Origin of the sequence: Bdellovibrio sp. HCB274 (genome assembly GCF_047306075.1) — a bacterium.
Taxonomy (GTDB): Bacteria; Bdellovibrionota; Bdellovibrionia; order Bdellovibrionales; family Bdellovibrionaceae; genus Bdellovibrio.
This window is the reverse complement of sequence record NZ_CP178623.1, coordinates 3,444,414-3,467,088: the sequence shown is the minus strand read 5'-3', so window position 1 is coordinate 3,467,088 and position 22,675 is coordinate 3,444,414. Positions and strand designations below refer to the sequence as shown.

Annotated in this window: 24 protein-coding genes; 13 read left to right on the top strand and 11 right to left on the bottom strand. The window is 45.9% G+C overall.

What is annotated here, in order from left to right; translation table 11 throughout:
- Positions 1-29: 29 nt before the first annotated feature.
- The 3 genes from ACLWNV_RS16820 to ACLWNV_RS16810 form a co-directional block, all read right to left on the bottom strand.
- Positions 30-836: a pirin family protein gene (locus tag ACLWNV_RS16820; protein WP_413585605.1), complete on the bottom strand. Its 807-nt coding sequence runs from the start codon at positions 834-836 to the stop codon at positions 30-32.
- A 134-nt stretch (positions 837-970) separates the two neighbouring features.
- Positions 971-2,773 (bottom strand): amidohydrolase, encoded by a 1,803-nt coding sequence (locus ACLWNV_RS16815; protein ID WP_413585604.1) that lies wholly within the window; start codon positions 2,771-2,773, stop codon positions 971-973.
- Between the two features lie 64 nt (positions 2,774-2,837).
- Positions 2,838-3,515: a hydrolase gene (locus ACLWNV_RS16810; RefSeq protein ID WP_413587648.1), complete on the bottom strand. Its 678-nt coding sequence runs from the start codon at positions 3,513-3,515 to the stop codon at positions 2,838-2,840.
- 195 nt (positions 3,516-3,710) lie between these two features.
- Here ACLWNV_RS16810 and ACLWNV_RS16805 point away from each other — a divergent pair, with 195 nt between their 5' ends.
- From ACLWNV_RS16805 to ACLWNV_RS16795, 3 genes are all read left to right on the top strand, one after another.
- Positions 3,711-4,628 carry a LysR family transcriptional regulator gene (locus tag ACLWNV_RS16805; RefSeq protein ID WP_413585603.1) on the top strand — a complete coding sequence of 306 codons (918 nt, stop codon included), beginning with the start codon at positions 3,711-3,713 and terminating at the stop codon, positions 4,626-4,628.
- Positions 4,629-4,692: 64 nt separating this feature from the next.
- The gene (locus ACLWNV_RS16800) at positions 4,693-5,130 is read left to right on the top strand and encodes a nuclear transport factor 2 family protein (RefSeq protein ID WP_413585602.1); all 438 of its coding nucleotides are present in this window, start codon (positions 4,693-4,695) and stop codon (positions 5,128-5,130) included.
- 48 nt (positions 5,131-5,178) lie between these two features.
- Positions 5,179-5,754, top strand: coding sequence for an SRPBCC family protein (locus ACLWNV_RS16795; RefSeq protein ID WP_413585601.1), 576 nt, complete (start codon positions 5,179-5,181; stop codon positions 5,752-5,754).
- On the opposite strand, the gene ACLWNV_RS16790 is transcribed toward ACLWNV_RS16795, so the two are convergent.
- The gene (locus ACLWNV_RS16790) at positions 5,755-6,165 is read right to left on the bottom strand and encodes a CoA-binding protein (RefSeq protein ID WP_413587647.1); all 411 of its coding nucleotides are present in this window, start codon (positions 6,163-6,165) and stop codon (positions 5,755-5,757) included.
- 65 nt (positions 6,166-6,230) lie between these two features.
- On the opposite strand from ACLWNV_RS16790, the gene ACLWNV_RS16785 reads away from it, so the two are divergent.
- Positions 6,231-6,746 carry a hypothetical protein gene (locus ACLWNV_RS16785; protein ID WP_413585600.1) on the top strand — a complete coding sequence of 172 codons (516 nt, stop codon included), beginning with the start codon at positions 6,231-6,233 and terminating at the stop codon, positions 6,744-6,746.
- On the opposite strand, the gene ACLWNV_RS16780 is transcribed toward ACLWNV_RS16785, so the two are convergent.
- Positions 6,743-8,083 carry a chloride channel protein gene (locus ACLWNV_RS16780; protein ID WP_413585599.1) on the bottom strand — a complete coding sequence of 447 codons (1,341 nt, stop codon included), beginning with the start codon at positions 8,081-8,083 and terminating at the stop codon, positions 6,743-6,745. The two genes, ACLWNV_RS16785 and ACLWNV_RS16780, sit on opposite strands and share 4 nt — an antisense overlap.
- 107 nt (positions 8,084-8,190) lie before the next feature.
- Between ACLWNV_RS16780 and ACLWNV_RS16775 the strand changes: the two genes are divergently transcribed.
- On the top strand, positions 8,191-8,682 hold the full coding sequence (locus tag ACLWNV_RS16775) for a hypothetical protein (protein WP_413585598.1): 492 nt from the start codon (positions 8,191-8,193) through the stop codon (positions 8,680-8,682).
- Positions 8,683-8,693: 11 nt separating this feature from the next.
- On the opposite strand, the gene ACLWNV_RS16770 is transcribed toward ACLWNV_RS16775, so the two are convergent.
- The 3 genes from ACLWNV_RS16770 to ACLWNV_RS16760 form a co-directional block, all read right to left on the bottom strand.
- Positions 8,694-9,290: a L,D-transpeptidase gene (locus ACLWNV_RS16770; protein WP_413585597.1), complete on the bottom strand. Its 597-nt coding sequence runs from the start codon at positions 9,288-9,290 to the stop codon at positions 8,694-8,696.
- Between the two features lie 128 nt (positions 9,291-9,418).
- The gene (locus ACLWNV_RS16765) at positions 9,419-9,844 is read right to left on the bottom strand and encodes a hypothetical protein (protein ID WP_413585596.1); all 426 of its coding nucleotides are present in this window, start codon (positions 9,842-9,844) and stop codon (positions 9,419-9,421) included.
- 110 nt (positions 9,845-9,954) lie between these two features.
- Positions 9,955-10,449, bottom strand: coding sequence for a hypothetical protein (locus ACLWNV_RS16760; protein WP_413585595.1), 495 nt, complete (start codon positions 10,447-10,449; stop codon positions 9,955-9,957).
- A gap of 187 nt (positions 10,450-10,636) precedes the next feature.
- Here ACLWNV_RS16760 and ACLWNV_RS16755 point away from each other — a divergent pair, with 187 nt between their 5' ends.
- Positions 10,637-11,404 (top strand): DUF4423 domain-containing protein, encoded by a 768-nt coding sequence (locus ACLWNV_RS16755; RefSeq protein WP_413585594.1) that lies wholly within the window; start codon positions 10,637-10,639, stop codon positions 11,402-11,404.
- The gene (locus tag ACLWNV_RS16750; RefSeq protein WP_413585593.1) at positions 11,397-12,452 is read left to right on the top strand and encodes a hypothetical protein; all 1,056 of its coding nucleotides are present in this window, start codon (positions 11,397-11,399) and stop codon (positions 12,450-12,452) included. Before ACLWNV_RS16755 ends, ACLWNV_RS16750 begins: the two co-directional genes overlap by 8 nt.
- Before the next feature lie 41 nt (positions 12,453-12,493).
- Here the strand turns inward: ACLWNV_RS16750 and ACLWNV_RS16745 are convergent, their stop codons facing one another.
- The 3 genes from ACLWNV_RS16745 to ACLWNV_RS16735 all read right to left on the bottom strand — a co-directional run bounded on the left by ACLWNV_RS16745 (position 12,494) and on the right by ACLWNV_RS16735 (position 16,269).
- The gene (locus tag ACLWNV_RS16745) at positions 12,494-13,219 is read right to left on the bottom strand and encodes a hypothetical protein (RefSeq protein ID WP_413585592.1); all 726 of its coding nucleotides are present in this window, start codon (positions 13,217-13,219) and stop codon (positions 12,494-12,496) included.
- A gap of 256 nt (positions 13,220-13,475) precedes the next feature.
- Positions 13,476-15,068 carry an ABC-F family ATP-binding cassette domain-containing protein gene (locus ACLWNV_RS16740; RefSeq protein WP_413585591.1) on the bottom strand — a complete coding sequence of 531 codons (1,593 nt, stop codon included), beginning with the start codon at positions 15,066-15,068 and terminating at the stop codon, positions 13,476-13,478.
- A gap of 85 nt (positions 15,069-15,153) precedes the next feature.
- A complete protein-coding gene (locus ACLWNV_RS16735; protein WP_413585590.1) occupies positions 15,154-16,269 on the bottom strand; it encodes a hypothetical protein in 1,116 nt (371 codons plus the stop codon).
- Between the two features lie 163 nt (positions 16,270-16,432).
- Here ACLWNV_RS16735 and ACLWNV_RS16730 point away from each other — a divergent pair, with 163 nt between their 5' ends.
- From ACLWNV_RS16730 to ACLWNV_RS16705, 6 genes are all read left to right on the top strand, one after another.
- Positions 16,433-17,194, top strand: a complete 762-nt coding sequence (locus ACLWNV_RS16730) for a hypothetical protein (RefSeq protein WP_413585589.1) — start codon at positions 16,433-16,435, stop codon at positions 17,192-17,194.
- Positions 17,195-17,358: 164 nt separating this feature from the next.
- On the top strand, positions 17,359-18,117 hold the full coding sequence (locus tag ACLWNV_RS16725) for a cyclic nucleotide-binding domain-containing protein (RefSeq protein WP_413585588.1): 759 nt from the start codon (positions 17,359-17,361) through the stop codon (positions 18,115-18,117).
- Positions 18,118-18,229: 112 nt separating this feature from the next.
- Positions 18,230-18,601 (top strand): VOC family protein, encoded by a 372-nt coding sequence (locus tag ACLWNV_RS16720; protein ID WP_413585587.1) that lies wholly within the window; start codon positions 18,230-18,232, stop codon positions 18,599-18,601.
- A gap of 23 nt (positions 18,602-18,624) precedes the next feature.
- Positions 18,625-19,575 (top strand): aldo/keto reductase, encoded by a 951-nt coding sequence (locus ACLWNV_RS16715; protein ID WP_413585586.1) that lies wholly within the window; start codon positions 18,625-18,627, stop codon positions 19,573-19,575.
- Between the two features lie 105 nt (positions 19,576-19,680).
- Entirely contained in the window at positions 19,681-21,246 is a 1,566-nt protein-coding gene (locus ACLWNV_RS16710; protein WP_413585585.1) for a RecQ family ATP-dependent DNA helicase, read from the top strand.
- A gap of 38 nt (positions 21,247-21,284) precedes the next feature.
- Positions 21,285-22,673, top strand: a complete 1,389-nt coding sequence (locus ACLWNV_RS16705) for an NAD(P)H-binding protein (RefSeq protein ID WP_413585584.1) — start codon at positions 21,285-21,287, stop codon at positions 22,671-22,673.
- The last annotated feature ends 2 nt before the right edge of the window (positions 22,674-22,675 follow it).

Here is a 22,675-nt window from a genome sequence, read left to right as displayed (position 1 = left end):
CCTGGGGCCCGCCAGATTCTGGGAGGGGTTTATGGAAGGTTGAACAGAATCATTTCTGAGTCCGCATTTGCCTTAATGTTTACAGCGGCAAGATCTGTGGCCGCAATAGCGTCACCTGTTTCCAGCTTTTCGCCATTCACTTCAACGCCGCCTTTAACGACTTGAAGCCACATGCGACGAGAATCACCGATCGTAAACTCAAGGTCTTCGGACTTTTTCAGACGTGAAATGTACATGTCTGCATCCTGGTGAATACCGATTGTACCATCTTTGCCATCTGGAGAAATCACATGAACCAGTTTTTGCGTGTTCAGTTCAGTCTCGAAAGATTTTTGTCCGTAACCAGGTTGTACTCCACGAACTTTTGGCATGATCCAGATTTGGAAGAAGTGAGTTTCTTTACCTTCCTCATCGTTGTACTCAGAGTGCATCACTCCAGTACCGGCGCTCATGCGTTGTACTTCGCCCGGTTTAATCACCGCCACATTTCCCATGGAGTCACGATGTTGTAGTCCACCTGATACCACGTAGGAAATGATTTCCATATCGCGGTGAGGGTGAGTATCAAAACCTGAACCTCCAGAGATGCGGTCTTCATTGATCACGCGAAGCGGACCAAAATGCATGTGATCAGGGTCATAGTATTCAGCGAAAGAAAACGTATGACGGGATTTCAACCATCCGTGTTCTGCATTACCTCTATCGTTGGATCTTCTAATTGTTAGCATACCTTTTTCCTTTCTTGTGAGAGGCACTGCCCCTGCAATCAAACCTATTGCTGTCGTGGCCGCGGCAATAATAAAACCGCGACGTTTGAGGGGAATCTTCAAGTTCATGAGTGCCTCCCATGAATAAGAGTATCGGCGATATTACCTAATAAAAAAATTATTAAGAATTAATAGACTATATAAATGCAGTCTATATAGTTTCTTACGACGGGGTTTTGTTAAAACCCCGTAATTACAGTAACTTATCTATTATGTTGGTAGCCGCCGAAGGAATTAACTGGGGACCATTCAGGCAACGCACGGGGAGCTTTAGGAGCCAGCTCGGAATACTCTTTTTGAGCCGACATTACTTCACCACCGACGACCGTTAGGTCTGAATAGATATCTTTGATCTCTTTTTCAGGAACACTGAAATAGTCCTTATTCAAGACTGCGAAGTCTGCAAATTCGCCTTCAACGATATCGCCTTTCAAAGTTTCCTCTTTGGAAAACCAAGCAGCCCCTTTAGTCATCAGGTACAAAGCTTTCTCACGGGATAGGCGATTGCGATCACTCATGTGTTTAAAGTCTCCAACAGTTTTTCCGGATACATGCCAGAAAAGTGTAACCCACGGATTAAATGAAGATACGCGTGTTGCATCCGTTCCTGATCCCAATGGAATACCAAGCTCCAGGATATCAGCGATCGGTGGAGCAGATTGCGCCGCTTTTTTTCCGTACTGCTTCGTAAACTCTTCACCTTGAAATGCCATGCGGTCCTGTACAGAGATTCCGCCACCCAATGCTTTAATGCGCTGAAGATTTTTATAACTTACAGTCTCCGCGTGATCGATAATGAATCTTTCAGGGAATGGTCCGCCTTCTTTTTTAATTTCCTCAACCACATTCAAAATTCTGGCAATGGATTGATCGTAAGTTGCGTGAATTCTAAAGATCCATTGATGTTTAAAGATCAACTTCAGAATCGGTTTTAATTCCATTTCCATATTGGGAGGAAGATCAGGTCTTGGCTCCATAAAGTCTTCAAAGTCTGCCGCTGATGCTGTCAGGTTTTCGCCTGCACCCATCAAGTGATAGTGATTATCTACGTGCAGTTCATGCAGACTTGCCGGGTGAGCAGCTTTCGTCCAGCGCTCGTAATCCTGAAGCTCTTTTCCCGCAACCGGAGCAAACAGATAGAACGGAATTCTTAGGGCCAGTTTCTTCTGATCATTCAGTTCCTTGGCGATGCGATGGTCCTCTGGAAAAAAGAATCCGCCGCCGCCGGCATCGATAACGCCGGTTAAGCCCAAGCGACTAAGTTCATTAAAATACAAAACTGTCGAGTTTCGTTCTTCGTCACGTGAAGCAAGCTTCGGTGTCGCCATCAAAGTTTTATATAGAACCATGGCATTGGGTTTTGCAGTCAGTACGCCCGTCGGAACACCGTTTTTATCCAGCTCCACTTCGCCACCTGGAAATTTTGTTTCTTTGGTATAATTCAACGCCTTTACGCCAGCAGAATTCAAGAATGCCTTGGAGTAAAGATACATCACAAATACGGGGCGATTCGGAGACGCCTCATTCAGCTCTTTGATTGTTGGGAATCTGTTTTCCTTAAACTGATGCGGAGACCAGCCACCGACGACGCGAACCCACTGGCCTTCAGGCGTGCGAGCGGCTTGCTCTTTAATCATGTTAAGTCCTTCTTTTAAAGACTTAACTCCGTCCCAACGAAGCTCAAGATTATAATTAAGTCCCGCGCGAATCGGATGATGATGAGTATCCACCAGGCCAGGAATGATGGTGCGTCCTTTAGCATCAATGACTTGAGTGGCGTCACCTTTAAGTTTCATGATGTCCTGGTTGCTACCGACCTTCATAAAAACACCGTTTTTCACAGCAAAGGCCTGTTGAAAGCCGTTCTTGTGAGAAAAGACTTTAGCGTTTTGAACAATAAGGTCTGGCGATGATTTCACCTGGGCTTTTGCGGAAGTATGTGCAAGTGCGATAGCGGAGGTTACCAGGAGAGCGTTCTTGATTTGTTTTTTTATAGTGTTTTTCATGGTGATGATTTCCTTGGAAGAAAAAAAAGGGCGCTGAAGAATCAGCGCCCGAAGTTTTGATCGGTTATTTGGATTTCTCTTGAGTGCCTTCTTTAGCACCGAACATTTCTTTAGCGTAGATGATACCCAAACCGTAGCCGCCACCGTGTTGTTTTGCGATACCAGTTACAGCGTCATAAGTTGCACCACGAGCCCAGTCACGTTGTAGTTCCAAAAGGTACTGCATCCAAGTGATTGGTTTTGCGCCCGCTTGAACCATTCTGTCCATGGCTACGTCATGAGCGATAGTTGAAACACCACCAGAAGCGTCAGCTACGAAATATACTTCATAACCTTCTTCGATCGCTGAAAGAACCGGACCTACGCCACACACTTCAGTCCAAAGAGCTGCGAATACCAGTTTCTTTTTACCGTGTTTTTTAATGACATCAGTTACGCGTTCGTCTTCCCAGGTATTCATAGTTGTACGGTCAATTGGTTTTAGTTCTGGGAAAACTGCCTGTAGTTCTGGAAACAAAGGTCCCGCAAAGGATTTCTCTGCGACTGTTGTAAGAACTGTTGGGACTTTGAATACTTTTGCGGATTTCGCAAGGGCTGTTACGTTGTTGCGAAGTTCCTGTACATCCATGGATCGAACCGCAAATGCCATTTGTGGTTGGTGATCGATCAGGATCAAGGTGTGATTGGTTGGAGTCAGAAGTGACTTTGCCGCTTTGCCTGCTTGTGCTTGAGCTGTTGTCAGTGCGATCAGTGCTGCGAAGATTACTTTAAATGCGTTCATGATGTTCCCCTTTAAGGTGTTTTGTTTTTTATTTTCCAGCGATCATTTCGTTTATCGCTTCGATGAATTCAATATCGGGCAGATTTGACTTGAAAAAAATTAATATGTTTTTATTATCATGATAAATGCTGTTTATATAGTTTAGGAGCCTAAGAAGTGACCATTGATCAGCTCGAAACCCTTGAAATGATTGTAGAAAAAGGTAGTTTTAAAGCCGCCGCCGAACACCTCTATAAAACTCAACCTAGTTTAAGTGTAGCGATTAAGAAACTGGAAGAGGAATTCGACCTTCAGTTGTTTAACCGCGAAGAATACAGACCCAAGCTTACGCCGGAAGGTTTGGTATTTTATAACTGGGCGAAGCAATGTCTTTATACATTTCGAGAACTAAAAACAGTTGGGATCGAACTGGGTTCAAAGAAGGTGGAACCCTATCTGACGATCGTACTTGATCCCTTAGTGCGCTTTGAGGCAATCGAAGGTGTCTTCCAGGAAACCGTCTTAAGCAAATACCCAACCGAAATGACCTTTCGAACTGAAATCATGAGCGGTGGATTAAATTCTTTGCTTTCTGAGGACGCTGACTTTGCGATTTCTACAAAATCAGAAGAGAACGACAATGTTGAAAGTGTTGCCTTCGATAGAATAGAAATGGTTCCTGTGGTTGCAAAATCTTTGGCAAAGCAGTTACCGAATGTTTCCTATAAGTCCCTTAAAGCTTATCCGCAAATTGTGGTTCTTCAGCAGGGGGACAAAAACAATCTGTTAAAGCGTGATCGCAAAGGCGTCGTGGCAGATTCCAAGAAGTGCTATGTCACTGATCATGCCTTAAAGCACAAAATGATCATGAACGGCTTTGGCTGGGGCCGACTGCCGCTGAATGAGATTGAAAAAGAACTTAAAAAAGAAGCTTTAGTTCAGATTGAAGATGATCAGGTGAAGCCTTTTCATTTGGATCTGCACATCATGCGTTTAAAACACAAACCTATGGGGCCTGTGGCACGCGCAGTATGGGCGCAGTTACTGAAAAATTGCACGGCGGTGCAAACGAAAAAAAGTCCGCGCACTAAGTGACAGGAATGTCATGTGAGTCTGATCTGCCGTTGTCTTATCATTGTGATTCTCACGGAGGACCACCATGCCAGCACGGCAGTACAAAGATTTTTTTCAGAAGTATGTTGAAGCTTATAATCAGGGATTACAGGGAAAACTCGATACCGATTTAATTCGCAGTTTTTTTACTGATCATTTTCTGGCGGCCGGTCCTGATAATGTTGAAACCGGTTCCAACGATCTATTTTTCTCATCGACGCTTCAGAAAGCGTATTCTTTCTATCAAAAAATTGGAGCCCGCGAGCTTCACATTCGAAATTTCGTGGTAACCCCGATTGATCGTTTTCATGACATGGTGAAAGTATACTACCGCGCGGAATACAGCCCGAAAGGCGCCCCCATCAAAACCATTGATTTCGATGTGACCTATTTCATGCAGACGTCAGAAGCGGGCCCTAAAATTTTCGGTTTCGTTGCTGGGGATGAAATGCAGGCGTACCGGGATGCTGGAATCGCCGTTTGATCTTGTGGGATTTTTAGGACACCATGATAGCTCACGGAGGAAAACATCATGGTTAAAAAGGTCCTAATTGGCTTCTTGGTCGTCGTCGTTCTGTTTTTGGGTTATGTGGCAACACGTAGCGGAACGTTTCGTTATGAAAACAGTGCGATCATCAATGCTCCTGCGGAAAAGATTTTCCCTTATTTAAGCAACTTCAAAATGGGTGGCCAATGGAGCCCCTATGAACAAGTAGATCCTAATATGAAAAAAACCTTTACCGGTGAAGACGGTCAGGTGGGATCAGCTATGGATTTTGAAGGAAATAGCGAAGCGGGATCAGGTCGGTTGGAGATGAAAGAAATCAAACCTAACGAGTTTGTTCTAATCAAGCTGATCATGACAAAACCAATGAACGCTGAACAAATGATTGAGTACAAGCTAACTCCAGAAGCAGAAGGCACTCGCTTTACCTGGACGATGTATGGTGATGGCGGCTTTATGACAAAGCTTATGACAGTTTTGATTGATTGCGAGGCGATGTTTAAAGGACAAATGCAAAAAGGTTTCGACAATCTTAAGAAAGTTGTGGAAACACCGGCAGCGGCTCCCTCTGCAGCGGAGCCAGCCGCTTCGCCAGCGCAATAGTTAGAACCATCTTTTATGTTCGATGATAAGGCATCGGTTAGAGACGACTTTAATCCCTGCCTTTTCTGCCCGAGCCTCAGCTTCGGCATGATGAATGCCCAGCTGCAGCCACAAAACTTCCACACCGCCCACAGCAATCGCCTCATCCACGACCTCGGGAATTTTCTCGGAAGAGCGAAAGACATCGACAAACTTACGGTACTCCTGCGGAATTTCAGACAGTGAATGATAGATCGCAAAGCCATTGGCTTCATGGGCTTTTGGATAAGTTCCAACCACTTCCCAGCCGTGATCACGCATGTAGAGTGGAACGTAATGGCTTGGTTTTGTCGGATCGGGGCTTAAGCCGTAAACCGCGAACTTCTTATACTTTTCCATGACGGACTTAATTTCATTTTCAGCGACATTCATATTAATTGCTTCCTTACTTGACATAGTTTCAAGGACTTTATGAAATTTCAAGCACGAGGTGTCCCATGAGATTATTGGCATTAATTCTGGTTTCAATATTTGCTGTCCCAGGTATGGCGGCAGAGAATTTCAACCACATCACCTGTGAGTATCAACAAAATGACTCTGTATGGGAGTTTACGGCCGTAAACTACAACCGCGACGGACTGGCTTTGGAGCTTGGTGAATCAAAAGCCATCGTGGGAGGGTGGACTTCGTCACGTGCTGTGAACGTTGGATTCTGTCTGGCCTTTGTGGGCACAGGAGAATCCTCACAAATTCAAAATCACTTCCTGGTATTTGAGGGGCAGGAAATAGTCGGTGTCGATTTTAAAACCTGTCAGCCGTACGGGACAGGAATCAACATTATAAAATCCGAAAGTACTATTTCAGCCAGAGGAGATGTCGTGGAAATGCACGTGGAAAACTGGTACGACCAGGGCGCACCGACGCTTTTACTAAGACATTACATTCCACATGCGACTGAAAATAACAGTGTGACTGAAATCGCAGCCGCAAAATGTGCGGAGCTGCGACCTTAAGATTTTTCAGACTTGCGCGGAATGGGATAGTATTCGTGCGGAACCTGAAGTCCCCGGCGAACGATCTTTTCTGTCATAATCGAATTCTTCATTAAAAGCGTAGACACAACATAAGCAATCGAGCAGCAGCCTAATAACGGAACCAACCCCAAAGGCTGCTTTGTTCCTTCCAACGCAAAAATCACCGACGTTAAGAGTGCTCGTGATGAACCTGCAAACAGGGCAGCCATTCCTACAAGTGCCATCGCGTGAGGATCAATGCCCCATTCGGGAAATGCCAAAGTTAGCCCACTGCCTACGATGAATCCAAAAGCGGATCCCAAAGTTAAAAGTGGCGCCAGGGTTCCACCGGAAGTTCCACTTCCCAGGGCAATCGCCCAGGAAAGAAATTTCCAAACCAGAATACTGACAGCAGCGCCTACAGTCAGACTGCCACTTAAGCTCATGGAAATATTTCCGTAACCCACTCCCAGACTGCGTGGTTCAACCAGACCGATTAAGCCGACAGCGATACCTCCAAGGGCTGGCCACCACATCCAATGAATAGGGATTTTTTCAAACGCGTCCTCGATCCAATAAATGGACTTGGTAACAAAGATGCACAGTAGTCCCATCACCACGCCAAACGCCAGGAACACCAAAAGTTGTGTCGGTGAAGTTTCCCCTAAGGCAGGCATCTGAAAGAAAGATTCAGTGCCAATGAATACTCCACGCAAAGTGGCAGCAATCACCGTGGCCAGCACCACTGGAACAAAAGATTTAGCACGGAATTCAAACAATAATAGTTCGATAGCAATCATCACTGCAGATAACGGTGTACCAAAGATTGCAGCCATGCCGGCCGCTGCGCCCGATGCCAAAAGAATTTTTCTCTCATAGGCGGTGACAGGAAGAATCTGTCCAATCCAGGAACCTAAAGCACCGCCGGTTGCGATGATCGGACCCTCGGCACCAAATGGTCCACCAGATCCGATGGCTACCGCTGAAGATAGAGGTTTTAAAAGGGTGATTCTGCGTGGAATGCGGCTATCGCGCTCCAAAATGTTTTCCATGGCTTCGGGAATGCCGTGACCGCGAATTGCTTTAGAACCCCAACGGGCCATAGCACCCACAATCAATCCACCAATCACAGGAATGATAACTGAAATCCATCCCAGGCTATGCTCGGCCGGGGAGCGCTCGTGAAAGGAAAACTCCTGAAAGTAGAACAAGTTCGTACAAAGTTGAATCATCAATAACAGGGCTTTGGCGACGAAAACCATCGCAATTCCAATCAAACAACTGATTGAGTATATAAAAAGCACCTGACGTTTCCTGCTAAGCTCATGTTCTGCCATCAATATCTCCGATCTGGGGAATCTGCGCCTTCTGTTCAAAAGCTTCAATGCTTTGGACCTTGCATCGAAACGGTGTGTCATGTAATTTTCCCCCGAGGAATCTGAATATGGAAAATACGAACTGCGGAGTCTGTCAAAAACCTAAGGCGAATTTGGAATGTGGTATCTGCCACGATCCTATCTGTAAAAAGTGCGCGCAGTTTTTGGAGGAAAGCACATTTTCCTATTTAAAAACGATTCCTCCGCAATTAAAGCACACCGTGTTCTGCGGTCCTTGCTATGACAAAAACGTCGCTCCCGAGCTTGAGCAGTATGAAGCTGACATGCGGAAGGCAACAACCATCACGATCTTCATGACGGACGATACAAAGACTACGTCTAGATTTAGTCGCAAAGAAAAGGCGATTGAAATCAAGGATTGCCCGGATCGCGAGGAAGTGATGATGCGTTTGGCATTCCTGGCTGTAAAAGCGGGTTTCAATGCTTTAATTGATGTTGAAATTAAATCTGAAAAAGTACTGCCCGGCGGGAAGTACCAGTATTCAAAGTGGAGTGGGAAAGGTATTCCCACTCAGATCACTTCGAGTAGATTCCTTTAAACTAAAACCAACTATTGCACCGTGATCCACACGCGGCTGACGCCGTAGGATCGAACCATGCGGTTGAAGCTATATGCATTATCCGGATGCATACGTATGCAGCCATGGGATGCTGGAGTACCTAGCTTAGGCCAGTTACCCCGTGGAGTTCCATGTAAGGCGTAACCCCCGGTGATAAAGACGGCGTAAGGCATATTGCCTAAACCGTTATAGTCACCCTCTGGATATTTTGTGGAAGTGTAACGATCATAGATGCGACCATTTGGATGGCGGTCAAAACTTGGAGTTGAATAACCTTTCATCCCGGTTGATACCGCCCAGGATCCGCGCAAACTTCCGTTCACATAGAGGTACATCCGCTGCGAACTTTTCACGACTTGAGCCCAAATTGCACAGCCTCCGCGCTTGCACCCTGCGAAAGGTCCCAGGATGTCATCCATCACGGTGTTGATGTGGGCGGGCTTCCCGGTTTCTTCTTCATAGATTTTATCGTACTGATCCAAGACTTGTTCTACGTTGGGATCAAAGGGATCGATATGTTCGAGCATGTTAGGAATGCGGTCATCATCGATGTATGTGGAAACTTCTGCTTGCGCATAATTCCCCACTGCTAACAGTAGGGAAAGGCTGAAACATGTTATGTGATGGCTGGTTTTCATGTCGCACCTCAATTTCAGTGTGGGTTAAACTTACACACAGTGTACGCTTGCGTACAAAAAATCGAGGTACTCCTAGGCTAATACGAGACTTGTGTAGCGGCAGAAACAGTCAACGTTTCATTTTCTACATTTTTCATGACAAGAGCGAATTGGTTTTTCAACAAATCGCTGTCTGAGACTGTGTGACAGAACAAGAATGTCAAATGCAGACGTTCTTTTTCAGTCAGTTTGAACAAGTCCCAAAGGCGAGGAAGTGTGTCCATGGAGAAGTGTCTTTTCTTGTCAAAAACAAGCTTCACGAAAGTTTTCGATACTTGAAGCCTATCCGCACAGTACTGCAGAGAGAACGAGTATTTCTTTGCCTTCTCTGCAGCAAATTTTTCTTTTAATAAATCCCGGTAATCGGGAAATGCACCGTTGTTTAAAGGTTGAACCATAAAAAACTCTTTATGTTTGATTGAATTTGGAAGGGCGATCGCCTCTCCGGATAGTTCTGTGAACATTTAAAACCCCATTTAGGTTAAAAAATTATTTAAAATCTCGGGAAGGAAAAGCCGGGGAGTTTTAAGTTCCCCGGTTTTTTGAGATTCACGCTTTCCAATTCTTCAATGAATTAGTTACGGTCTTGATCTAGTGCGATTTCCATTCTGTTAACGCCAAGGTTGACACCGAAGCCTTTAGCAAACTGGAAAGACACTTTAAGAGCGATTGTTGGAAGATCTACGCGAGTCGCAGTGATAACACCAACGCCACCAAGGATTGCGCCTTGAGCTTGAGCTACGTAGTAAGTGCCAAGGATAGATTCAGGATTGGAATCAAACAGAGCGATTTCAGCCGCTTGACCCGTCAATTCCATTTTGCCCAATGCGATTTGTGGAGAGAAAGGCTTCGCTTTCATTGTAACTGTTACTGGGTATTCAGCTGTTTGACCCGTTGGAGACATACAAGCCAAAGTACCTTTACCGTTATATTGGTAGTTACCAAGGATCACTTTGAAACCAGATGCAGAACCTTTGAAGTTCAGGTTACATGCCCATGCTGGAGCAGTGTAAGCGTGAGCTTGAGAAACACCCAAAACCATTGCGATAGCCAAGAATACTTTTTTCATTTTCATCCTCCTTAGGATTGTTTTTGTAGTTCGGTAACTTTTCCGCCGCTGCGGTATGGACCAGTAGATATTCGGCTTCAAAAGGGTTGTCTAGACCCCACCCGGGACATAGTGTCCCGACCAAGCAAAGCGGGACAAAGTGTCCCGAACTCTTGCGTTATTAGAGTTTTGTGTCTATATAGGTTCCATGGAAATCACTGTAAAAAAGTTATTGATGCAGGAACTGGCAAAGCGACAAACGCGCAACTCCTCTTATTCATTGCGTGCCTTCGCCCGTGATCTGGGAATTGGTTCAACCACATTATCTGATGTTATGGGTGACAGACGTTCGCTCTCCAAGTCGAACCTGGAGAAAGTTATGGAACGCCTTTTGGTTTCTCCTTTAGAGAGAGAATTATTGTGGGCGGAATATCGTCAGGGATCGACAAAGATCGCAATTGATGAAGATTTACTATTACAAGAAGATACTTTCCGCATGATTTCGGACTGGTACTATCTGGCGATAATGAATCTGGCGCAGCTCCCCGAGAATAGAGCAAACCCTCTATGGATAGCAAAACGCCTGGGTATCAAAGAATCCGAGGCGGAACAGGCGCTAGATCGTTTATTCAGACTGGAGCTTTTGAAAAAAAGTCGCAACCGCCTGGTCAGAACAACCAAACCGATGCTTATGAAAGATGTGCCGTCAGCTGCAATACGCAAGTACCACAATCAGAATTTGCACCTTGCAGAGCAATCACTTCATAGAGATCCCATTGATACGCGCCTGTTCAATTCGATGACTATGGCGGTAAACCCCGAGAAGATCCCGGCAGTGAAAGATGTCCTATTAAAAACTCGAAAAAAGATCGAGGATCTGTTACAAGACGGGCCGTTGACTGAAGTTTATACCTTGTCGTTTCTTCTGTTTCCGCTTACGAAACTTGAGAATCCTACGGAGGATCAAAATGTTTAAAGTAACAAAGGCCCTAAAAAGCGCTGCAATGTTGGTCCTGGCTTCTGTGTCAGTGACTGCTTTTGCTGGTCCTGGCAGTGATTGGGTCGGTAACGGCGGCGGTATCGCAGAAAAGAATGTTCTTTTCGCCTACGAGCGCTTGGAAAAGTACATTGAAGTCTGCCTGACTTCAGATAGCTGCAAATTAACTCCGCGCGAGCGCGAGATCATCGCTAAGATCGCCAAATCTCTTCCTCAAGAAGTCAGAAGCCGCATGTTGTACTTCGGTTCTGAAAAGAAAACGCCAGGGTTCTTTATCATCGACGACCTGGTTCGCGTGGCCAAGACCGGCAGCACAGTGAGTTCACCGATCTATATCAACTCCGATCTTCTTTATTCCAAAAACGCAGCCGGCGAGTTCACAGCAGTTTCCGTTGCAGAAGCAGTGGCGATCCTGATCCACGAGTTCGGTCATCACCACGGCAACTACACGCACGAAGAGTTGGATCTTTTGGGCGTTCGTATTTCCATGCTGGTACAAATGAAAACTTCGGTTACGCCGTTGCTTCCCTGGAGTAATGATGTTTCCGCGATGGTGTTCACGAAGGACGTTTATACGGCTTACCCTGAAGTGATCCTGAACGTGGGCGATGATTTAATTGATATCTCTAAAGCGATTGCTGACGAGGCGATGTGCTATCGTTATTCAATCCCAATTCCAGTGCTGCCAATTCCAGACGTGGATTTGCTAAGCAAGAAACCAGCGGGTTCCGTGGTTTACAATCTGCACTGGGATAAGTTCAACGACAGTGACACTAAAATTAAAGTGAAGTTGATCGGAAATATTTCTAACACTTGCGTGTACAAGACGAATATTCTTTTACGCAGCAATGACTACAAGATTTCAATCGCTTTCTCGGCAACGAAAATTGCCGACAAGTGGAAGTATGATCCGGGTTCTTTGAAGGTCGAGCAGTACCGCGATCCTTGGTACAAGGTGCTTCGCCTGCCGTTTCAGCCACTATCCTGGGCTGAAATGGGATTTGCACCACAACCCAGAGACAACTAGTTAAATAAAAAGGGCAGATCAAATCTGCCCTTTTTTATTTCCTAATCTGCTTCTAGGTACCCTTGATTCTCGCAGACCTTGTCGTCTGGAAAGCTCTGTAAGCTCAGTGCGCGCTTATGGGTGGAGTCTTCGATGATTGTGGCAATGTGGGAGCCTGCGATATTCACAGCCATCTTGCCTGTGCGATCTGCACCAGGTTGATAGTCCCCGATAAAATCCATGGGATACTTAATGGCTTCAGCTGCGATCGCAGTGCTATTGGCTTTAAAGGCTTTAAGTTGGGAACTCAGCAAACCTTTTTCCGTATATCCGCAAGTTTTGGAATCCATGTCGTTGTAAGAGCCGCGATTTAGCGAAAAACGGTAACCCATGATTCCCCAAATCCTATACCAGGAACCCTGATGATCAGCTTCGAATCCATCTATTTTGCCGCGCTCTTCGAGGTCACCACGTATATCGACGAATTTATTCCAGAAGGCTTTCTCTAAAGAAGGAGTGGATTTATAAAAGTATGATTTACTTTTATAACGGGCCTCGTTACGCAGAAGTTGATGGATTGTCAAAGTGGCGTTGAAAGTTGAACCCCCATTTAGCTGTAAAGCTTCTCTGAAGAGTTTTACCGGATCAATCGTGTTATCGTCTTGCTTCAGGATCCAATCACGCAATTTACGCTCCTGCCCTGTGCTGTAATCACAGTAGCGATCAGATTCTGCAATCATGTAGGAAAAGAAAGCATCATGGTTGAACTCGCACTGAGCAGTTTCCACTCTGTGTCGTTCTCTTCTATTGTCACGATAAACAAACAAGGGCTCGGTCGTACGAGTTTGATTTGGGTACTTGTTTATTTCTTTTAAAAAGCATCCCGCAAGGACTTCTGAGTTAATGGATACTTTATTCTGCTTTGGATAGGCATACGGCTCAACCGCATGACTTGTTTGTGAAAAGAGAAAAAAGAAGAGCAGAAAATCCATACTTCCTTATCGGACAAGGACTTCTGCTCTTGATAGGGAACTAAACCGAGGTCTAGTGTTTTTTAGTAGCCTGAACGTAACCTTCGTAATCAATATGATTGTCGTAAGTGACCGTCTCGTTGATTTCGATAATTCTGTTCGCCACGGTTTGCAACAGCTCATGGTCGTGGCACGTGAAGATCACAGTGCCTTTAAAGCGCTGTAAGCCTTCATTCACGGCAGTGATGCTTTCCAGATCCAAGTGATTCGTTGGACCATCCAGGATCAGGATGTTAGCTCCTGAGAGCATTAGTTTTGAGAACATGCAACGCACCTTCTCGCCCCCGGAAAGAACTGTTGGTTGTTTTAAGGCATCCGAGCCAGAGAAAAGCATTTTACCCAAGAACCCACGCAGGAAGCTTTCGTCTTTGTCTTCAGAGAATTCACGCAACCAATCAACCAATGTAGGCTCAGCACCCTGGAAGTATTTGGAGTTATCAGTTGGGAAGTAACCACGGTTTGTTGTGATGCCCCAAGTGTACGTACCAGAATCAGCCGCCAGTTCGCCAGCGATGATTTCTAGAAGCAAAGTCTTCGCCAGGTCATTGCGACCCATCAAAGCAACTTTGTCGCCTTTCTTAAGGGTGAAGCTGACATTTTTAAGTAATGTCTCGCCTTCCCAGGTCTTGGTGATTTTATCCACCACCAAAACGTCGTTACCCAATTCGCGTTTGATATCAAAACCGATGAAAGGTGAGCGACGGGAAGAAGCTGGCAAGTCATTGAACTCAAGCTTTTCCAGTTGTTTTTGACGGGAGGAAGCTTGCGCTGATTTGGATGCATTAGCACTAAAACGCGCGATGAAGGCTTTTAGCTCGTCAGCCTTGTCAGCACTTTTCTTGTTCTGATCAGAAAGCATGCGTTGTTTTAGTTCGCTCGCCTGGCGCCAGAAATCGTAGTTACCCGTGTAAGTTGTCACTTTGCCGTAATCAATATCAGCAATGTGCGAGCAAACTTTGTTCAGGAAATGACGGTCATGCGAAATCACGATGACAGTGTTTTCAAAATTCAAAAGGAAATCTTCCAGCCAGTTGATCGCATAGATGTCCAAGTGATTCGTCGGCTCATCCAGAAGTAAAATATCAGGGCGGCCAAACAAGGCCTGCGCCAAAAGGACTTTTACTTTTTCGCCAGGATTTAGTTCCTTCATCAGTTTGTCGTGAAACTCGTCACCGATGCCAAGGCCCGCAAGCATCACACCCGCTTCAGATTCAGCTTCCCAGCCGTTAAGTTCTGCGAAAACAGTTTCCAACTCAGAAGCGCGAACGCCGTCTTCCTCAGAAAAATCAGGTTTTGCATAAAGCTCGTCTTTTTCAGTCATCACTTTGTACAGACGTTCATTACCCATCAAGACCGTTTTTAGAACCGGATATTCATCATATGCGTAGTGATCTTGTTTAAGAACGGAAAGGCGCAAGCCACCCGGAATGATGATCTCGCCCGTATTAGGCTCGATCTCTTTGGAAAGGACTTTCAGGAACGTGGATTTACCTGCGCCATTGGCGCCGATAAGGCCGTAACAGTTGCCTGGAGTGAATTTCACATTTACGTCTTCAAAAAGCTTTTTGCCACCGAAGCGGAGGCTGATATTTGAGGTGCTGATCATGGGGTGGTTCTACAGTAAAACCCCCTAAAATAGCAAGACGGCAGTCGAAACTGCCGTCTGATTTACCTCTTTTTTCATGGGTTTATTATCTGCGGGAAGCGTATTTACCTTTAGCTTTGAAGTATTTTACCCATTGCTGCCAGATTTGGGATTTTGGCGGCTGAGTAACAACCGGTCTTGTCGGTCTTGTTGGCTGCTCAACTACTGGAACCGTTGGTTTCGGAGTTGGCTGAACCACAACCGGAGGTTTAGGTGTAGGTTGCACAACTACCGGTGGTTTTGGAGTCGGTGATGGCTGTACCACTACTGGTGTAGTCGGTGTCGGCGACGGTTGCACCACTACCGGAGTAGTTGGAGTTGGGGATGGTTGTACCACAACTGGTGTAGTCGGAGTTGGAGATGGCTGCACTACTACTGGAGAAGATGCTGCTGCGATTTTGATACCATAGAAATATTCTGCCAAATCCACTTCACCTTGAGTGTAATAGTTTTTTGCAAGAATGCGGGCGTCAGAACCGATATGAGATGCCAATGATAGAGTTGCATCCACGAAGCCTGAATCTTCAGAAAGTTTCGAAAGACTGGAAGTCCATTTATCATCACTTGGGTCAAAGATTTGAACTGAAGAACCGGAAGCTGCCTGTACTGCTACGGAGTGACCGTATTGACGGGTGAAGCTGCAGGATTTGCGGCCGCTGGCCATTGAAGAACATTTCGGAATGTACGAAGCGAAAAGCAATGAACCCACCATACCTGATTTCATGTCTTCCATTAGGTTTGCGGGAGAGATTGTTCTTTTGGCATTCGTCACGTTGAACCCAGATGCGCCACCTGAAAAGCCCTGGGCAATTTTAGTAAAAGTTTTTTGTGCATCATTAACGTAGGTACCGTTTTGTGATGTCGTCTTCATATCGTTACCCATCAATAGAATTGCACCATAGGAGTTCTGTTGATAGATGCTGTCAGTAAAGCTACCAGCAACGATATCTTTTTTATCAGAGAAAACAGATTCCATGACCATCATGGATGAAGTTGGCACACAGGCCATTGATCCAAATTTAGATCTTACAGAAGATTCCATCTGATCTAATAAAGGCATAGTTTCAGCCTTACATTCAGTTGCAGAGCAGGTGATCCCAGCGTTGGCTATATGAGATGTGAGAACGGTGATTGCGAATACAGTCGTTGTTGTTAACTTCATTGGCCCCCCAATACCAGGATGTGAAGCAAAATGAGGACCAAGGGCTGTTAACACACGTATTAGCGGTGGATTCGGTTTCAGCTGTATAACTCTTGAAGGGTGGCTAATAACTAGACTCTGTTTCCAGTTGCAAATCCTTAAGGCACACGGGGATAATCTAATAATGAAGCAGATTTTAATCGTTTTGGTTGTAGTTGCAGTGGGTGTTGTTGTCTTTTTCAGCAGAGATAAATTCGAAACCGTCAAGCAATCAGGCGATCCCCAATCCTTCAGTTCCCCGGTAATCGCTAATACAGATCAACCTGTAAAAAACGAAGCTTCTGGAACGGCTCAAACTGCGCCAACCCGAAAAATTGCAAGCTACACCGACGTGCCCGTGCAAACTAAAGAGCGCGCACTATTAATAGATCTGATCAAAACAACTCGTGCCGCTGAAATGAAATCAGAACTTCGCGTAAGAGCAGCGCAACTGCGTGCGCAGATAAATGCACTTCCAAATAAAAGAACTGTTTTGTGGGACTACTATCGTGATTTGCAGGGTACAAACTCTGCTCATTTTGATCGAGTTGAGGCTTTGGATCTTTTAAATGGCAAAGGCGGAGACACGGCACTTGCCGAAGTCGCTCTGGCGGAAGCACTTGAATATGCCCCACCTCAAAAAATCAGAATGGAAGATGCGCAGACCGAGCAGGAGCGAAATATCGCTGCCTCCACGGATGCAGATGATATTCCGGTGCTGGTTGCCTACGATATATATCTGAATAACTGCGGTACGTATTCTGCCTGCCAGCAGGGGCTTCTGACTGTGATTGCCAACAACGACAACCATAATATGCGTTCGTCACTGATCAATGCAGTCAGCAAACGTTTCCCGAATGACAAACAAACGTTCGCTGCGGACCTGGCGCGCTTTCAATTAAATTAAGCATATTCCCAATACGAAACATTTCATTCGAATCAACCTGAGAATTCCTGGGCAACTTTTTGACAGAAGGTTGAGTGTTAGACAGTTTGGGTTGATAATGAATCTATTCGGCACGTCTGTTGGTCTCAGGAATGAGACAAAAATAATATGGAAGGTTTGAGCATATGGGACGCAGCCAGGATAAGAACACGTTTTTGATCGTCAGCGGAGACCCGAATAGAATCACGGCCATCTCTGATATCCTGAACAAGCACTTCAATAACTGCTCCGTGTTTCACGGCAGTGATTGGTTTGCCACTAAATATAAGATAGATAACGTCAGACCCAAGATCTTGTTTGTCGACGAGTACCTGCCAAAAGGTTCGGGCTATGATATCGTCGCGAAAGTCTTAAAAGAAAAAAATAACAACGAAATATTTGTAGTGATGATGTCCTATGTTCCTGACCATGATGTTTTCCCTCATGAGGTGCAGTCGGGGCGTCTGTCTTTTCTTTCTGAACCAAATCGTGAATGGGCTCTGCTGGAAGTGGTGTCCAAAATTATCGCGCCAAAACCAGTGAAGGAAGGTTCGCAGTATCGTCTGCGCAATCTTGATGTTGGTGAAACTCTTTTTAAAGAAGGCGACACCACGGAAGTTGTCTACATCGTTAAAAACGGAACCTTAAGTGCTTACTCCGAAGGTACAACCGGTGATCGCATCCGCCTGGGTGAAATCGGTCCTGGGGAGTTTGTCGGAGAAATGGGACACTTTAATCATGAACCTCGCTCAGCCACAGTGGAAGCGGTCACCGAAGTTGAGTTGATTGAAATTCCCATGAGCTCTTTGGACAGTGTGATTTTCTCGAAACCCAGCTGGGCCAAAGCCCTTGTTAAAACGCTGTCCTTACGACTGAAGCGCGCTAATAAAGCTTTAACTGGCTGACCCAGTAAGCTTGTTCAATGCCATATTGACGAAGACCTCTTCTGCTTCTGATTCTTGTGATCAGAATCCGCCACGCGAAAGCACCGGCGGTTAAGCGGGGAGGTTTTTTATTATGACATCCAATATGTTTAACTGGGTGGAAATTGCCACCGAAGATATTTCACGCGCTATGACTTTCTATGAAAAGTCATTCGATCTAAAATTCAAAACAGAAGAGATGGGTGCCTTAAAGCTCGCGTTCTTTCCTTCAGGCGATATGAGGTCCTACGGGGCTTCAGGAGCGTTGGTGAAAGGCCCTGGCTATAAACCCTCTGCAGATGGAAGTCTGCCCTATATTCCTGTGACAGACATTGATGCGTCTTTAAAAAAGGTACAGGAAAATGGCGGCAGAATACTGGCCACTAAGAAAAGCATTGGTCAGTATGGAAATATTGGAATTTTTCAGGACACCGAAGGCAACCACGTGGGGTTGCATTCAATGTGATTGTGATAAGGAGATGAATCATCATGCATAAACGTCAGCTGGGAAAAACAGGAATTGAAGTTGCTCCACTTTGTTTTGGCGGCAATGTGTTTGGTTGGACAATCGACGAAGCAATGTCCTTTGCGATTTTAGATGGATTTCGGGAAGCCGGATTCAATTTTATAGATACTGCTGACGTGTACTCGCGCTGGGTTCCCGGAAATCAAGGTGGTGAATCTGAAATCATCATCGGGAAATGGATGAAGGATCGCAAAATTCGCGATCAGATGATCATTGCCACGAAAGTGGGAATGGAAATGAGTCCGGAGAAAAAGGGCTTGAAAGGGCAGTACATCAAACAGGCCGTGGAGGACTCACTTCGTCGTCTGCAGACTGATTATATTGATTTGTATCAATCCCATACCGATGATGCCGAAACCCCGATCGAGGAAACCCTGGCTGCTTATGATGCCTTAATAAAAGAGGGAAAAGTTCGTGCGATTGGTGCTTCAAACTTTAATGCAAAACGCCTGAAAGAAAGCCTGCATATCAGCGAGAAGGAAAAGTTTCCGGCCTACGTGACCTTGCAACCAAAATACAATCTGCACGATCGCGAATATTTTGAAAAAGAGCTCGAAGCTTTGTGCCTGCAAAACGGTATCGGAGTTATTCCTTACTACTCTTTGGCCAGTGGATTTTTAACCGGAAAATATCGCAGCAAAGAAGATGTGAAATTAAGCGCTCGCGGAGAAAAAGCATTAAGCTATCTGGATGAACGGGGCTTGAAGATCCTGGGAGCGATGGATGATATCTCCAAAGCTCATCAGGTAAAACCTGCCACCATTGCACTTGCCTGGTTGATGCAAAGAAAGTGCATTACGGCACCCATTGCCAGTGCGACCTCATTGGAACAGCTCAAAGATCTGACGAAGGCGGCTGACATCAAGCTTGCCACCGTGGAGGTCGAAAAGCTGGATTTCGAGAGTCGTTACTAAAGACGTCCGAAATTCCCTCCCATAGGGGAGTTGCAAGGAAAATAAATCCAGTTAACGCGGGAATCTTGGTTGCAAATAAGGGCTATTTTCAAGGAAAGTAGCCCTATGATTCAGTCCCCGGAAACCTTCGCCTTTGACCAATTTGAGCCGACTCTGCAGAAGTCCTTCGGACTCCCTAAATTTCGTATTGGTCAGCAGGAAATCATCTCTGGAATTCTTTCTGGTAAAGACGTTTTGGCGGTACTTCCTACGGGTGGTGGTAAATCTCTGTGCTTTCAGTTTCCGGCAGTGTTCACCAATAAGCTCGTTATCGTCATTTCTCCATTGATCGCGTTGATGAAAGATCAGGTAATGTCTTTGCAAAAAAAAGGCATTCCTTCTGGCTGCTTGTATGCAGGTCAATCCGATCAGGAAAAGCGCCAGATTTTTCAGGATATCGAAAAAGGCGGAACGTATCTTTTGTATCTATCTCCTGAGCGTGTGCAAAAAGAAGGTTTTCAGCGCTGGATTCAGAATCGCTCGATTGCGGTGTTTGCTATTGATGAAGCTCACTGCGTTTCTCAGTGGGGTCATGACTTCCGCGAGGAGTACAGTCAGCTGGAAATTTTAAAACGCCTGCGCCCGGATGTTCCGGTTTTGGCGTTAACGGCTTCAGCAACACCGACGGTGCTTGCGGATATTTCCATTAATTTGAAATTGAAAAGTCCTGAACGACGCGTTCACGGTTTCTATCGTTCAAATCTTTATTATCAGGTTGAGTTTTGCGCGGACGAAGAAGCGAAGATGGCTTTGTTAATGCAATCCATTCGCCAGGCCCCGGAAGGTCGCGTGATCATCTATTGCGGCACCCGCAAAGTGACTGAAGAGTTAGCGGCTCATTTGCAAAAGAAAATGGATCAGGTGGGATATTATCACGCCGGTCTTTCCACAGCAGAACGCACGGAAACTCAGGAAGCTTATGGTCGTGGTGATTTAAGAATCCTGGTTGCTACAAATGCTTTTGGCATGGGTATCGATCAGCCCGATGTGCGCTTAGTGGTGCATTATCAAATGCCTGCAAACATCGACTCCCTTTATCAGGAAATGGGGCGTGCAGGTCGTGACGGATTGGATTCAACTTGTCTGATGCTTTATTCAAAGAAAGACAAGGGACTGCAAACTTATTTTATTACGAGCTCAGAAGCGCCAAAGGAAATTAAGAACGCCCGCTGGAGAAATCTGGATGCGCTGGTGAACTACGCTGAAGGCGGCGAGTGCCGTCATGCCGAGATCCTGACGTACTATAAAGACGCGCAACGAATCGAACGCTGCGGTCACTGTGATACTTGCCTGCCACAATCTGAGCGACGCATCTCCCGTCCGGTGGCGGCACTTAAGGCCCCTGCTACAAAAACCAAGACACGATCAAAAGTGTCAAAGACCACGGTCGATATGGATGACGTGGTGTTTGATCAGGCACAAGAGGCGCGCTTCCAGTTGTTAAAGAAATGGCGTAAAGAGAAAGCCAAAGAGCTCGACGTCCCAGCCTTTGTGGTGTTTGGTGATTTGACTCTTAAACATTTGGCAATTCAAAACCCCCAAAGTCTTGATGAACTTAAAAATGTCCATGGCATCGGCGAGGCAAAAATGGCAAAATTTGGTTGGGACATTATGGCGGAATTAGGTCAGTAACCTGAAACGGCGGCTTAACACTAACGCCGGAGGCTTCAGTGAAAATTGCTATTGCCGGAGCCAGTGGTTTTATTGGTAAGGCTTTGATCTCTTCTTTAAAAGGCGCGTACTCGGTTGTGGGCTTAAGTCGCTCCCACCACACGCATGCTGAAGAGCACTCAAGCTGTGAGTGGCGTAACTGCGATCTGTTCAGTCTTATCGATGCGGAAAAAGCCCTGGAAGGTGCAGAGGTTGCGATTTATCTGGTGCACTCGATGCGCCCTTCTGCACATCTGTCGCAAGGTTCATTTGAAGATTTCGATTTGATCGTAGCCGATAATTTCTTGCGGGCTGCTGAAAAAAACAAAGTCCGAAAAATCATTTACGTCGGTGGACTCATCCCGGCTGATTCCAAAAATCTTTCCAAACACCTGCAAAGTCGGCAGGAAGTGGAATCTGTATTTCTAAAAGGCAGCGTTCCCACAACTATCCTTCGCGCAGCTTTAATTCTGGGTGCTGAGGGTTCTTCGTTTCAGATTATGACCCGCTTGGTTCAGCGTTTGCCGGTGATGCTGTGTCCACGGTGGACGTCGACTCCCAGTCAGCCGGTGGCTGTCACCGATGTTTTAAAAAGCATTCGCCACTGTATTGAAACACCGGAAACTGACGGCAAGATCTATGATCTGGGTGGGCCCGATGTATTAAGTTATGGCGATATGATGCTGAAGGTTGCGGATATCCTAAACCTTCGCCGTTCTTTAATTAGAGTGCCATTTTTGACCCCTCATCTTTCAGCTTTATGGGTGCGCCTGGTGACTGGAGCCCCCAAAGATCTGGTGAATCCTTTGATTGAAAGTCTGCGTAACCCGTTATTGGTGCGTGAAGCCCATCAACTGCAAATTCCCGGGCATACTTTTATGGGCATCGAAGAATCTTTGCGCGAAGCCATTGAAAACTATAACAGCGATAAAAAACCTCACGCCTTTAAGGCACCGAGCGCAGCAAAACACGAGGTTCGTTCAGTGCAAAGAATGCCTTTGCCAGAAGGTTGGACGGCCAAGGACGTTGCCGAGGAATATATGAAGTTCCTTCCTGTGATGCGACCGGGTTTTATGAAGGTCGAAGTGAAGGACCGCTGGATTTACTTTAGTAACGCCTTTCCCTATATCAGGCTGTTGGTGCTTGAGTACTCCCCCGAGCGCAGCTGGGGGCACCGGGAGCTTTTTTACGTGCGCGGCGGCTTGTTTTCAAAGAAAAGCGGGCGGGGCCGATTGGAGTTTCGCGAAGTTTTGGGTGGAACGGCCTGCCTTGCTGCCATTCATGACTTCCGACCGCGCCTGCCTTGGTACTTCTATAAAGTGACGCAGGCCTATGTGCATTTGTGGGTGATGAAGCAATTTGCACGACATCTTGCACGTCCGCTTGAGCAGCGGCGCAAGATAGGGTAAAT